At 40.0% G+C, this 14,452-nt stretch carries 13 protein-coding genes; 6 read left to right on the forward strand and 7 right to left on the reverse strand.

Annotation, left to right across the window (positions count from 1 at the left end):
- Positions 1-173: 173 nt before the first annotated feature.
- The 4 genes from lipA to AC1M85_RS10145 all read left to right on the forward strand — a co-directional run bounded on the left by lipA (position 174) and on the right by AC1M85_RS10145 (position 5,818).
- The gene (gene lipA / locus AC1M85_RS10130) at positions 174-1,187 is read left to right on the forward strand and encodes a lipoyl synthase (RefSeq protein WP_035265671.1); all 1,014 of its coding nucleotides are present in this window, start codon (positions 174-176) and stop codon (positions 1,185-1,187) included.
- 282 nt (positions 1,188-1,469) lie between these two features.
- Entirely contained in the window at positions 1,470-3,896 is a 2,427-nt protein-coding gene (locus AC1M85_RS10135) for an acyl-CoA dehydrogenase (protein ID WP_488213004.1), read from the forward strand.
- A 306-nt stretch (positions 3,897-4,202) separates the two neighbouring features.
- Positions 4,203-5,384: a thiolase family protein gene (locus AC1M85_RS10140; RefSeq protein ID WP_481588487.1), complete on the forward strand. Its 1,182-nt coding sequence runs from the start codon at positions 4,203-4,205 to the stop codon at positions 5,382-5,384.
- A gap of 50 nt (positions 5,385-5,434) precedes the next feature.
- Positions 5,435-5,818, forward strand: coding sequence for a carboxymuconolactone decarboxylase family protein (locus AC1M85_RS10145; RefSeq protein WP_179998434.1), 384 nt, complete (start codon positions 5,435-5,437; stop codon positions 5,816-5,818).
- A 71-nt stretch (positions 5,819-5,889) separates the two neighbouring features.
- Here the strand turns inward: AC1M85_RS10145 and AC1M85_RS10150 are convergent, their stop codons facing one another.
- The 7 genes from AC1M85_RS10150 to rutD all read right to left on the reverse strand — a co-directional run bounded on the left by AC1M85_RS10150 (position 5,890) and on the right by rutD (position 12,148).
- Positions 5,890-6,726 (reverse strand): NAD(P)-dependent oxidoreductase, encoded by an 837-nt coding sequence (locus AC1M85_RS10150; protein ID WP_488213870.1) that lies wholly within the window; start codon positions 6,724-6,726, stop codon positions 5,890-5,892.
- Between the two features lie 43 nt (positions 6,727-6,769).
- Positions 6,770-8,140 (reverse strand): pyrimidine utilization transport protein G, encoded by a 1,371-nt coding sequence (gene rutG, locus AC1M85_RS10155; protein WP_488213005.1) that lies wholly within the window; start codon positions 8,138-8,140, stop codon positions 6,770-6,772.
- Positions 8,141-8,168: 28 nt separating this feature from the next.
- A complete protein-coding gene (rutF, locus tag AC1M85_RS10160) occupies positions 8,169-8,708 on the reverse strand; it encodes an NADH-dependent FMN reductase RutF (RefSeq protein WP_488213006.1) in 540 nt (179 codons plus the stop codon).
- A 70-nt stretch (positions 8,709-8,778) separates the two neighbouring features.
- Positions 8,779-9,159 (reverse strand): pyrimidine utilization protein C, encoded by a 381-nt coding sequence (gene rutC, locus AC1M85_RS10165; RefSeq protein WP_035265663.1) that lies wholly within the window; start codon positions 9,157-9,159, stop codon positions 8,779-8,781.
- 35 nt (positions 9,160-9,194) lie between these two features.
- Positions 9,195-9,944 (reverse strand): pyrimidine utilization protein B, encoded by a 750-nt coding sequence (gene rutB / locus AC1M85_RS10170; protein WP_488213007.1) that lies wholly within the window; start codon positions 9,942-9,944, stop codon positions 9,195-9,197.
- Complete coding sequence (rutA, locus tag AC1M85_RS10175) at positions 9,941-11,053, reverse strand: pyrimidine utilization protein A (RefSeq protein ID WP_488213008.1); 1,113 nt, start codon at positions 11,051-11,053, stop codon at positions 9,941-9,943. The genes rutB and rutA overlap by 4 nt, the downstream gene beginning before the upstream one ends.
- Positions 11,054-11,353: 300 nt before the next feature.
- Positions 11,354-12,148 (reverse strand): pyrimidine utilization protein D, encoded by a 795-nt coding sequence (gene rutD / locus AC1M85_RS10180; protein ID WP_092766013.1) that lies wholly within the window; start codon positions 12,146-12,148, stop codon positions 11,354-11,356.
- A 163-nt stretch (positions 12,149-12,311) separates the two neighbouring features.
- Between rutD and AC1M85_RS10185 the strand changes: the two genes are divergently transcribed.
- Positions 12,312-12,665: a hypothetical protein gene (locus tag AC1M85_RS10185; protein ID WP_035265656.1), complete on the forward strand. Its 354-nt coding sequence runs from the start codon at positions 12,312-12,314 to the stop codon at positions 12,663-12,665.
- A 3-nt stretch (positions 12,666-12,668) separates the two neighbouring features.
- Entirely contained in the window at positions 12,669-14,447 is a 1,779-nt protein-coding gene (locus AC1M85_RS10190; RefSeq protein ID WP_488213009.1) for a PepSY-associated TM helix domain-containing protein, read from the forward strand.
- Positions 14,448-14,452: the final 5 nt, after the last annotated feature.

A 14,452-nucleotide genomic window follows, 5' to 3' on the forward strand; every position in this document is an offset into this window, starting at 1 on the left:
CTTATATTATGACTGAAAATGCATACATTTGCTGTATTTCAATACCATATATTGCTTGATAGCCACATTTATTTTATGAATATCGTTTTTGCCCAATTTATGCATAAATTCGCTATAATAAGAGACCTATTTTTAATATTTCCTCCCGTCACACATTAGTGGAATCGTTGAATATGTCAGAAAACCGTAAACCAGTACAGGGTGAAAAACTTCGTGGCGCTGAGAAAGTTGCACGTATTCCTGTAAAAGTGATTCCTACGGTTGAAGCACCTCGTAAACCAGACTGGATTCGCGTCAAAATGGCTGCACCAGAAGAGGTTCAACGCATTAAATCAACTTTACGTGAACAAAAATTACATACAGTGTGTGAAGAAGCTGCATGTCCAAATCTTCCTGAATGTTTTGGTGGTGGTACAGCAACTTTCATGATTATGGGTGACATTTGTACACGTCGTTGCCCATTTTGTGATGTGGCACATGGTCGTCCGAATGCATTAGACCCAGATGAACCACGCCACATGGCTGAGACAATTGCAAACTTAGGTTTGAAATACGCTGTCATAACATCTGTAGACCGTGATGATCTACTCGATGGTGGAGCGCAACACTTTGTTGATTGTATTAAAGAAGCGCGTGCTTTAAGTCCTAATACATTATTGGAAATTTTAGTACCTGATTTCCGTGGTCGTATGGATGTTGCATTACGCATCATGACGGAATGTCCTCCAGATGTGTTTAACCACAACATTGAAACCGTACCACGTTTATACAAAGCAATGCGTCCAGGTTCAGACTATCAACATTCCTTAAATCTTCTTAAAATGTTTAAAGAATACTGCCCAGATATTCCAACTAAATGTGGCTTGATGGTAGGTATTGGCGAAACTGAAGAAGAAGTTCTCGCACTTCTTGATGACCTCAAAGCACACGATGTTGACTACGTAACAATTGGTCAATATTTACAACCATCGAAAGAACATGCACCAATTGATCGCTTCGTCACACCTGAAGAGTTCGAACGCTATACAGCACATGGGCAAAAATTAGGCTTTAAAAATATTTGGGCTGCACCAATGGTACGTTCAAGTTATTTTGCTGATCGTCAATACTATGGCGAACCAGTACCAGCAGTTCGTCGTAAAGCTGATCCTGCAAAGAAAATTACTGTTCAAACAATCGAAGCATAATTCTTCTTACTTTAAAGCCCTCGTATGAGGGCTTTTTTGTTTGTGGTTTTTATAATTCTCAATTACTTATTGACACATTTCTTATCTCTCTTCAGCTTGAATTTTGAATATTTTTCAAACAATCTTATCCAATATAAGTATTAATATGCGTCCGTTTTAGAACTCAACGCTTTCGTTTCACATTTCATGATCCAATATCGCTGTAGATCTGATGTTTGTGCTTTGATTAAATTTACTGTGGGTATTGGCTCCATGACCAAATCATAAATGGAGCAGTTCATAATGTTTTTTATACTCAGTTTTATTATTCTATTTATAACACTCTGGGCTATTTTTTATTTCGAATTCTCAAGAACTTCTGGGGCTATCACACTCACAGTCGTATCTATTTTAGTTGCGTTGATCAGCCCTTGGTCGCTGATACTCGGTATTCCTTTTATCCTAATTTCATTGATTGTCAGTATTGATACGTTAAGGATGAAATTTATTACACAACCTGCCTATAAAGCTCTAGCCAATGCAATGCCAACAATGAGTAGTACCGAGCGTGAAGCATTAGATGCAGGAACCAGTTGGTGGGAAAAAGAATTATTTATGGGGGCACCAGACTGGAAGAAATTTGATCAGTATCCGTACCCCACACTGTCTGAAGAAGAACAATCATTTATCGATCATGAAGTCGAACAGCTCTGCCAGATGCTGGATGAATGGGATATTCACCATCATCGTAAAGACCTCCCTGAAGAAGTCTGGTCATTTATCAAATCCAAAGGTTTTCTGGGTTTAATTATCCCTAAAGAATACGGCGGTAAACAATTCAGCTCATTTGCGCAAAGCCGTATCATGAGTAAGATTGCCTCGCGCTCACTTACCACTGCTGTCAGTTGTATGGTGCCTAACTCTTTAGGTCCAGGAGAATTACTCTTACACTACGGTACTGAAGATCAAAAGAATCGTTATTTACCAGGTTTAGCAAAAGGTGAAGAAATTCCATGTTTTGGTTTAACAAGCCCTGAAGCAGGTTCAGATGCAGGTGCAATTCCTGATACAGGTGTGGTTTGTTATGGTCAATTTGAAGGACAAGAAGTTCTTGGCCTAAAAATGAATTTTTCCAAACGTTGGATTACACTTGCCCCTGTTGCTACGGTGGTCGGTTTAGCTTTCAAATTATATGACCCTGAAGGTTTACTAGGTGATAAAAACAAAACTGAATACGGAATCACATGTGCCCTATTACCAGCTGATCATGAAGGTGTCATTGTAGGAGCACGCCATAATCCAGGTTCACCATTTATGAATGGTACCGTGGATGGTAAAGATGTCTTCATTCCGCTGGATTGGATTATTGGTGGTGTAGAAAATGCAGGTAAAGGCTGGCGTATGCTGATGGAATGTCTGGCAGTTGGCCGCGGTATTTCTCTTCCAGCACTATCAACAGCTGCAGGTGAAATGTGTTATTTAAATGTCGGCGCCTTTGCTCGTGTCCGTCAACAATTCAAAATTTCAGTCGGTAAATTCGAAGGTGTTCAAGAGGTTTCAAGTGATATCGCTAGCGATACCTATATGCTCGAAGCATTCCGTTACCTAGTGACTTGTGGCCTAAACCAAGGGGGTAAACCTGCAGTCATGACTGCAATGGCAAAATACTACGCAACTGAGACCATGCGTAAGATTGTTAATCATAGTATGGACATTGTGGGCGGGCGTGCTATTCAAATGGGTCCTCGTAACTTCTTGGCGCTCATGTACCAAGCGATCCCTGTTTCGATTACTGTTGAGGGTGCCAATATTCTGAGTCGTTCACTGATGATTTTTGGTCAAGGTTCGATGCGTTGTCATCCCTATTTATTTGAAGAATTACAACTTTTACAAGCCGAAAATAAAGATGCAGCATTAAAAGATTTTAATGACATTCTTTATAAGCATTTGGGTTATACATTTAATCGAACCGCTAAATCATTTGCTTATGGTTTTATAGGCGGATCAACAGAAGGCTCAGTAAAGGCTGATGATTTCAGTCGCCCTTACTACAAAACCATTAATCGTTTGAGTGCTAATTTTGCCTTAGTCGCAGATATGTGCTTAGGCCTCCTTGCAGGTGATATCAAACGCAAAGAAATGCTGTCTGGACGATTAGCAGATATGCATTCACATTTATTTATTGCGACTGCAATTCTTAAATTTTATGAAAATGGTCAACGTACTGAAGCTGAACAACTGCATGCTAAACTCGCACTTGAGAAAGCATTATATGCATCTCAAGAAGCGTTCTATGGTCTGTTTGATAACTTCCCTGTAAAAATTGCCGCAAGTTTAGTCAAACTTATTTGTTTCCCTTTTGGTCGTCCTATTACTCAACCATCGGATGCCTTGAAACTTAAATTAGGTGAACTAATTCTTCAGGAAAATGCTTTCCGCGATGAATTAAAAAAACATGTCTTCTATAGCACTAATCCCGATGATGTCAATGGACGCATGGAGTCTACATTCCAAATGTTGCTTCAAATTGAAGATTTATGGAATAAGTTTAAAAAGGCTGAATCTAAAGGCCAATTTACAGGTCTGACTTTCGAAGAGCATATTGAATCTGCTCTTAAGGAGAATTTCATCACTCAAGCTGAAGCTGATCAGTTGCTTACGTATAACGCTAAACGTTTTGACAGTATGTTGACTGATGTTTTCGATACTGAACTTAACCAGAGTTTATAACTTGAGAACCCTCACGCTCAGGCTCTGTCAAATTCTACACAATACTAGTCACTCAATTGCTTCTGAAAAAACGATCCTAAAGGGTCGTTTTTTATTTTTCATTCCACTTTTTATATTTCATTCCACTATGGTGTTATAGAAAACAACATCAAAATAAGCGAAATTAAATGAAAACAAAATAATGAATCTTTATTCATTTTTTATGATAATGTGATTACAACTAATAAAATAGCTGTCATTAAATTTTGAACATATGAAATTGACACGCATTTGAATCATATAAACTACAGGACAAGGATCAACGCTATGAGTCAAGAAATCGTATTAGTTGCAGGTAGCCGTACCGCTATGGGTAGCTTTCAGGGAGGACTTTCAAGCTTAACAGCCCCGCAACTTGGTGCTGAAGTCATTAAAGCCGTACTTGACCAATCTAAGCTTGCTGCAGACCAACTAGATGAAGTGATTATGGGCTGTGTTTTACCTGCGGGATTAAAACAAGGTCCTGCTCGTCAAGCGATGCGAATTGCAGGTGTACCAGATCATGTAGGTGCAACAACGATCAATAAAATCTGTGGGTCTGGCATGAAAGCCGTGATGCAAGCTGCAGATGCCATTAAAGCTGGCTCGGCAAATATTATTGTCGCTGGCGGAATGGAATCCATGTCGAATGCACCTTATCTCATGGACAAAGCACGCGCAGGTTACCGTATGGGACATGGCAAAGTGATTGATCACATGTTCCAAGAAGGTTTGGAAGATGCTGAAACTGGCTATTCAATGGGTATTCTTGCTCAAGAAATGGCAGATAAGAAAAACTACACACGTGAACAACAAGACGATTTCGCGATTCGCTCCTTAACTCGTGCTCAGAATGCGATTCAAAATAATTATTTCAAAGATGAAATCACCCCCGTTACAGTAAGTTCACGTAAAGGCGATGTCATCGTTGCCCAAGATGAAAATCCATTTACAGCAAAAATTGATAAAATTCCTACGCTACGCCCAGCATTTGCTAAAGACGGTACCATTACTGCAGCCAATGCCAGTTCAATTAGTGATGGTGCATCAGCATTTTTAGTGACTTCTGCTGAACTCGCAACAGCAAAGGGACTTTCAACTTTAGCAACGATTAAAGCTTACGCAACGCACTCTCAACACCCATCAGAATTTACCATCGCACCTGTTGGTGCAATAGAAAAAGTATTAAACAAAGCGGGCTGGACTGTTGAAGACGTGGATTTGTGGGAAATTAATGAAGCGTTTGCGATGGTGACCATGGCAGCGATCGATGCTTTTCATTTAGATCCTGAAAAAGTGAATATCCACGGTGGAGCTTGTGCACTCGGACATCCATTGGGGTCATCAGGTTCACGAATTATTTTGACTCTCATCCATGCATTAAAACGCTTAGGTAAAACAAAAGGTGTTGCCGCACTTTGCATTGGCGGTGGAGAAGCAACTGCGATTGCGATTGAAATCCCAGCTTAATATTTATGCTATAGCGCATCTCAAGATGCGCTTTTTTTATGAGGAAAAAAATGTCAAAACAAGATTATGAAAATGGTTTAAAAGTTCGTACAGAAGTGATGGGAGAAACTTTTGTCAAACGTGCACAAGACAATACAGTTCCATTTACTCAACCACTTCAAGATTGGATTAATGAGCATGCATGGGGTTCAACTTGGCAACGTGAAGGCGTTTTACCGCGCAAGTATCGTTCGTTAATCACGATTGCATTTTTAACAGCCCAAAAAAGCCCAACAGAACTTAAAGGTCATGTACGTGGTGCTTTAAATAACGGCGCAACTGTTGAGGAAATCCAAGAGGTTCTTTTGCACAGCTTGCCGTACTGTGGTGCTCCAGCTACACAAGAAGCATTTAGAGCCGCGTTAGAAGTCATTAATGAATATCAACAAAGCTAATCTCATTGAGCATTCATAGATGAACCGCTTAATCTACATTAAGCGGTATTTAAGGTATTTGGACGCTAGATTTAACTTAATTCAATTTTAGATTGATGTTCAAGCACCTGAACCACAGCTGAAAAATCAGAATCTTGAGCTTTCACTTTTTCAATTTGCATATACTGATTTTGTATAAGTTGCATCGCTGGCAAATTCAACGCTTGCTCTTGAATTAGATCGGTCGCAATTCCTATATCCTTTTGTAAAAGAGCTAAGGCAAAGGTTTTTGGAAACGCACGACTCAGAACACGTTGCGCCATAATATTTTCAGACATTGAACTTTTACCACTAGAATGATTAATACAATTCAATGCACTATTCAAATCTACTCCTTTTGACTTTAATACCGTCAATCCTTCTGCGAGTGCCCATAGATGGGTTGCCATCAACGTGTTATTCACTGCTTTAACAGCAAATCCAGAACCACTCTCCCCGACATATTCAATTAATCCTGCAAATGCCTGAATAATCGGTTTTGCACGCTTATAAGCATCGACATCACCCCCAACCATTACCGTCAATGTCCCTTTTTCAGCGCCTATAGTTTGCCCAGAAACGGGGGCATCTAAATATTCAACACCATTAAATTTCAACTGATTTGCAAGTTTTAAAGCACTTACAGGTACACCACTGGTACAGTCGATCCATACGCTCCCCTTGACCGGAGGATTTTGAGCAATAAGCTGTTCGACATCTGCACTGGTGGGTAAACAACTGAAAATAAAATCTGCTTTCACTGCTTGATCGACAGAGGTCGCTTTAGTACCAAATGTTTGTGCATGTGCTTCTGCTTTTTCAAAATTACGGTTCCAAACTAAAACATCAAATCCTAGTTTTGGTAAATGGCTCGCCATGTGCCATCCCATAGCACCTAAACCGATAAATGCAATTTTCATTTTTAATTTCACCTTAAATTTGAGTGTTAGGGAGTGCCGTTGCTTCTGCTGAATGCGGTTCGTTTTCGAGCTCTACTGTTTGCGCATTCTTATCTTCTCGATTTAAGAAAAGATTCAATAAAATAGCCGCTAATGTTGCAGTCCCTATTCCACCCAAATCAAAATTGCCAATTTGTAAACTATAATTGCCTGTCCCCATAATTAAGGTGACAGCAGCAATCAACAGAGTACTGTTTTTGGTAAAATCTACGCGGTTGTCCACCCAAATTTTAGCACCAGCCACTGTAATCAGACCAAAAACAACAATCGAAGCTCCCCCTAATAATGCGACAGGAATCGTACTAATAACCGCGCCAAATTTTGGTGATAGACCTAGCAAAATTGCAAATACACCAGCAAATAAAAATATGGTGGTCGCATAAATTTTGGTTACCGCCATCACACCAATGTTCTCAGCATATGTCGTCATTCCTGTTCCACCCACTGATGCAGACAAGGTCGTACATACACCATCAGCAAAGAAACCTCGTCCCATATATGGTGAAAGATTACGTCCAGTCATTGCAGATACCGCTTTGAAATGTCCTAGATTCTCTGCAACTAAGATGATCGCTACGGGAGCAATAAGCAGCATGGCATTAAATTCAAACACTGGCGCATGAAAAGTAGGTAAACCGAACCAAGCTGCCTCACTGACTTTAGTAAAATCGATCGCTGTACCAAAACCCAAAACATTGGTGAGTAAAAAATAAATAAAGTAAGAAGCCACTAAGCCAATGAGCAATAACAATCTACGGATCATGCCCTTAGTAAATACGGCGATTACACTAATACAAATAATCGTGATTAGAGCCATCCATGAATCAAACTGATTAGCTGAGACACTTTTGATCGCCACTGGTGCTAAATGCAAACCAATGATCATCACAATTGCTCCAGTCACAATTGGTGGCATCAATTTTTCAATCCATGCTGTGCCAGTTTTCATCACGATCAAACCGATCAAGGCGTACAAAATACCGCATGCAATGGTACCGCCAAGTGCTAAGCCTAAGTTTGGATTTAAGCCAACACCGGTATAACCAGTGACTGCAATGACTGCTCCAATGAAAGCGAAGCTCGAGCCTAAATAGCTCGGCATACGCCCCCCAGTCATTAGGAAAAATAATATTGTCCCAATACCCGTAATAAACATTGTAAGATTCGGATCGAAACCCATCAGTAAAGGGGCAAGTACTGTTGCTCCAAACATTGCAAATGCATGCTGCAGCCCCAATACCATACTTTTACCTGGCGGCAAGTACTCATCTACTTGAACTGCGGTCGTGTCTAGATTTCCTTGGAAAGGTTTAAATTTTGGAAACCATGTTTCTTTTGTGCTCATCGACCTTCTCCTGATCAAGCATGCTGTTTTAGACCATTGGAACTGGCTCGCAATATGCGCGGTTAAAATACATGAGGGCTTTTTCACCCGCTTGCTGTTTCATCCCCTTTACATGGCAGAACAAAACATCATGACTGCCCACCGATAAACTTTGTACGACTTCACAATCGAAACTCACTAGCGCACCTTCTAAAATAGGTGCACCTGTGACTAATGTTGACCAGCCCCCCTTTTCGAAACGTTCTGCCATTGGAGTTTTACCCCCAAACACATTCGATAAATGCTTTTGACTACTGCTTAAAGTATTGACACACAAAACCTGATTACTTTTAAATGTTTCATATACTGATGCTGATCGATTTAGACATACCAGCAATGTTGGTGGCGTATCTGTCACACTACATACAGCTGAAGCTGTGAAGCCAGCTTTTCCTGCTAGACCAGCTGTAGTAATGACATTGACAGCTGCACCTAAATTCGACATTCCTTGTCTAAAAACCTGTTGGTCAATGTTGAGTGTGGCACTCACTGCCTCGGGTAAATTGATTGATTTCACATTTGCATTCATAGTGTTCTCCATCCCTCATCGCCTAAACAGTCAGTGAGGGACTCATAATAGGGTGATGAAAGCTTTCAAATTAAACATGAGCAATCGAAGCAATTTCGATGAGTGCATCAGGTTTGACTAATCCTGTTTGAACACAGTAACGAGCTGGTTCTGCATTCGGAAAATATTCGGCATATACTTCATTCATTGCAGCGTAGTTTGCCCAATCTGTCAGAAAAATATGGTTGAAAGTAATGTCCGACATTGTTCCGCCAGCAGTTTCGATGACCTTCTTTATTGTTTCAAGGACATGGCGTGTCTGTGCTGCTACGTCTCCAACATGAACTACATTGTTGTTTTCATCAAAAGGCAAAGTGCCTGAAACATAGACAATGTTGTCTGCTTTAGTTGCTGGTGAATACGGTGCGAGTGGCTTACCTGAACCCACTGGAATAATGACTTCTTTTGACATGACTTATTTCCTAATTTTAGAATATATATAAACATTTATGCGCTTTCAGCGAGTGTTGGTTGATCTGCAAAACTACTGACAAAACTTTCTGTATTCGACACCCATCCAAAGAAGGTTTTTATGTTGTACATACTTGCGACATGGGCTTCTTTTGGCCCTGCTTGATGACAGGCATCGTCTAAAGCCACGCCAAAATATTCTAGAAAGAAGCCATCTCTGAGCGTCGATTCAACACATACATTAGTCGCGATACCGACAAAAACCAAATTACGAATTCCACGAACTCTAAGCATGCTGTCTAGCGCTGTGTTAAAGAATCCACTATAACGAGGCTTTTCAATCACAATATCTTGAGGAGCTGGCACCAACTCATCAATCAACTCAAAATCCCAATCCCCTTTTGCTAACAATTTGCCTTGTAACTCAGGACGCTTACGCATGGTCTTCAGTGCATTTGATTTATGAAAGTTTGGTGAATCAATACCACCTGCTTCACGATATTGATTATCCCAACCGTTTTTGAAATAGATCACTTGAATACCAGCATCATGTGCTGCAGAAACTGCCTTTTTAATATTTTCAACCACAGGTTTTGTCGTCGACACATCAAACCCAGCAAGATCTAAATAACCACCTTTTGACGTATACGCATTTTGCATATCAATCACGATTAATGCTGTTTGCTCAGGTGCAAGCACAATATTTTCCGGTTCGGCTTTGAGTTTTACACCCGTACCCGCTTGTGCAGTAAATCCAGCTTCAACGGTATTTTCTAAATGACTCATGCGATTTTCTCCAACACAGGTTCTGAACTCATTCCTTCAACCACAACATGTTCACGACATTTCATAAGCGGCTGAATCCGTTGTCCAAAACTTTCAACACCTTTAACAAAATCATCAAATGTCAGTAAAATGCCTTCAGTTCCTTTTACCTCGCTAATCTCATCTAGCATTTTTGCGATAGTTTCGTAAGAACCCACTAACGTCCCCATATTGATGTTGACTGGTGATACTGATGAAGCCATTTGACGAATATTAGTATCTGCACCAGATTTAGTATCTTTTCCGCCTTGATTCATTAACCAGTTGATCGCTTCAATATCAGCACCATCGTTGTAATGTTGCCACTTCGCCATCGCTTCTTCGTCTGTTTCAGCAGCGATAATCATGAACAAAACGTAGGTTTGAACATCACGACCCGTAATATCTGTTTTTACTTTTAAACGATCATTGATTTCTGCATATGCTGTTGGTGTATTTAGCCCTTTACCAAAAACAAAATTGTAATCAGCGTGTTGAGCAGAAAATTCCAAACCTGTATCCGATTGACCAGCGCAGATAATTTTCATCTCTGCTTGCGGGCTTGGGCTAACTCGGCAATCATCCATTTGGAAATGGTCACCTTTAAAATCAGATTTACCTGTTGCCCATAATTCACGCAGAATTTGTACGTATTCAGATAAGTATTCGTAACGCTTTCCGAAATATTCATCACCGGGCCACATGCCCATTTGGGTATATTCTGGCGCTTGCCAACCTGTGACGACATTTAGACCGAAACGACCATTCGAAATTGAATCAATCGTAGATGCCATGCGTGCAACTATGGCAGGCGGCATCACTAGCGTCGCAGCTGTTGCATAAATTTTTATTTTGCTGGTGACTGCAGCAAGACCCGCCATAAGCGTAAAAGTTTCTAAGTTGTGATCCCAAAACTCAGTTTTACCCCCGAAACCACGCAGCTTGATCATAGACAATGCAAAGTCAAAACCGTAATGCTCTGCGCGTTGGACAATTTTTTTATTTAACTCAAAACTTGGTTTGTATTGAGGAGCATTTTCTGAGAGTAACCAGCCATTATTTCCGATCGGACAAAAGACACCAATTTTCATATCTAACACTCCTAATTTAACGATCAGTTAAATTCGATTTAGTAGGATTAAGCTTTCGAGCTTGTATTAGATATTTAGCAAATTATGTGCCAACTATTATTTTACTATATTTTACAATAGCTTAATAATTTTATATTTTACCTTATGATAAATTAATCACATAATCCCAATACCCATTACTCCTAAACAACGTCATAAAAAAGTGCATAAGATGTTCCAAAAAATACCATTTGGTAAAATAATTAAAAAAACCACGATCTCAATCGTGGTTTTTTATATGCAATTGAAAAGTTTCAAATGCTAGAGTGATCGAAGAAATTGAATAAGTGCCTGATTAGTGATATTTGGCTCAGTCACAGTAGAAGCATGTGCACCTACATCAAAAATTGAGCATTGTGCATGTACAAAATTTTTCTGAAGATCAAGAGTCTTATGTACTGGAACCAAGAAATCATCACGATTTGCAATCAAGTGAATTGGAGTTCGTTGAAGTGCGGTGATATGTTCATTCGTTATTTTAAATTCCTTTAAAGCCTTCAGACGTCTCAGTACATTCTCTTTTGGTGGAAAGTTTCGGAGTTGATTATTTTCTGCTTGTTGTATTTGATCGATATTAACAGAGATCCATACAGGTGGATAAAGAAATAATGCTTGAGCTCTAACATATGCCTCTGCACCAGCATTTTGTAATAACGATTCTCGAGCTTCAAAACATTTGAGCGTATGTGGATCTAGTGAGTCCCACGCATTAATACTGGTCAAACTCAACATTTCCAATTTTGTATTTTGAATTAAAACGGCTAACTCCGCTCCAATATGCCCACCTAAAGCATGACCGATAAAATGGAATTCATCGATCTTTAGATCCTCTAAAATCTGTATCACTTGTATTGCCATATCGGTCATTGAATAAGTTGGTGCTAGTAATGCAGCATCTGCATGACATCCTTGTTGATCATATGTAATGACATGAAAAAATCGAGTCAATATATCTAATTGAGGATGCCAAAAATGTCCATGCCCTCCTAACCCTGAAGATAACAACACAAATTGAGCATCAGGATTAGCTTTGCAGTAAAAAACTTGATACGTCATAAATTTTACCTATCGATAAAAAATAACTACAACTCTGCAATTAACATGCCCAAGCTAATTCAATTAAAAATTTATTTCTAAAATGCTAAATTTATAATTCTAAAGATAAACAATAATTGTTATCATTTACAATAGTTACATACACTCACACTTTCTTACTTTTATGAACAGTACAGAATTCGAACTACCAGGCGAGTTAACACTTGGGAATCAAGTAAAAAAAACTCGTAAGACTACTAAATCAGTTTCTATCAGTTATCGCCTGATGGTGCTCTATCGTTTTTTATTGGCGGGTATTGGAGGTTATTTGCTAGCATCCCTCTCTGCTATCGTGATTGCACAAACATTTAGCACATATCAATCTAGCGCAGCGATGTCAGCAACGCTCATTGCTTTCTGTTTACAGTGTGCAGCGTTTATTTGGGTTTTTATGGTTCACAAAACCAGAAAAGCTACATTGGGCATCGTCTTACCTAGCCTTGCTTTATTTCTCATCTATAAAATCATGGGGAACTAATTCATGAGAAGTGATGCCAAAGCTGAAGGCCCACGCCAGTCTATGTCATGGTTACATACTTGGGCTAGTTTGATACTAGGATGGTTGCTGTATGCCATCTTTGTAACTGGTACTTTGAGTTTTTTCCAAGCAGAAATCAGTACATGGATGAAGCCCGAGTATCACCAATCGATTCCAAGCCAATCTCAACTCGAGCAGACGCAAGTGGCTCTGCAATATTTGCAGAATAATCATGATGATGCAGGGAGCTGGGGAATTCAATTACCCAATGCTCGTCAAAATTACACCACACTGAATATCCGGAATGTCGGAGAAGATCCCAATGCTCGTCGCGGTGGTAAACGTGTGACGATTGACAGTGCCACAGGTGAAGTATTAGAAGCCCGTGAAACCCGTGGTGGTAGTTTTCTGTATCGTTTCCATTTTGAATTATACGGAATGCCACGTATATGGTCACGTTGGATTGTGGGCATAGCAACCATGTTTATGCTTGTTGCAATTATTAGTGGCATCATCACCCATAAGAAAATCTTTAAAGATTTCTTTACCTTTAGAACAGGTAAAGGACAGCGTTCTTGGTTAGACGCACATAATGCAACAGCTGTATTCGCACTTCCCTTTCATATCATGATCACTTTTAGTGGTTTACTTTTATTATTGTTTACCATCATGCCGTGGGGGGTACAGCAAATTTATGACAATCGTGGCGCCTTTCTACAAGACCAACGAAAATCCTTAATTCAAAATCCAGCAGAACCACAAGGGCAGACTCGTACTGATCAACCGCAAGGAAATCAGCGCTCGATGATGAATGCGCGTACAGAAATTGAGGCTCGTGGTACGCAGTCAGCATCAAATGAACATACTAACAAAATGGATGGTGAGAGAAAGAATCGAGGTGAAAGTCGACGTACGCGCAACCAAGATCGAAAAGCTGAACCTGCACCACTTACAGATATTGCTCCGATCCTCACTCAAGCTGAAGCGAAGTGGAAAAACAATCCGATTGGTTCGATCACAATTAAAGCACCAAATACATCGAAGGCGACCATTGAGTTACGTGCTTTACACGGCGCAAGTATCGCTCATCGTGGCGTATATGAAACTTTAGACTTCAATGGTGTGACAGGTCAAAACATTACAGATGATTCCACTCAACTCAAAAATCCTTCTATTCCCAATGGCATTTACAATGTTGCCACTGTTCTACATGAAGCACGAGGAGTTGATTTAGCCTTACGTTGGATACTCTTTTTTTCTGGTATCGTTGGCACGCTAATGGTCGCAACAGGATTAATTTTATGGTGCGTCAAACGTGCACCTCAACAAGCGAAACAAGGTTATAAATCCTTTGGGTATCGTACGGTCGAGATTACCAACATCGCTGCGATTATCGGCTTACCTATTGCTTGTGCAGCTTATTTTTATGCAAACCGTTTTATCCCTGCCAACATGGAAATGCGTTTAAACTGGGAAATCCGTACATTCTTTATTGTGTGGCTCTTCACACTTGTTTATGCTGTTTTTCGCACCCATCGCCAAGCTTGGCTTGAATTACTGGGTCTCGCTACCCTGCTTTTCGCTTTACTTCCGCTTGTAAACTTTATCACAGGTGGTCAACCTTTATGGCGTTCTATAGCTCACGGTCAATGGGTTATCGCTTCGTTCGATCTGGCGATGCTAGTTTTAGCAGTGGTTTTTTATTTTGCACTTTACAAAGTTCAAAATCATCAAGGAACTCCATTAAAAAAGAGTCAAGTTTTACCTAAGGTAGAGGGGTAATCACC

The organism is Acinetobacter sp. 24-47-64 (genome assembly GCF_057737055.1).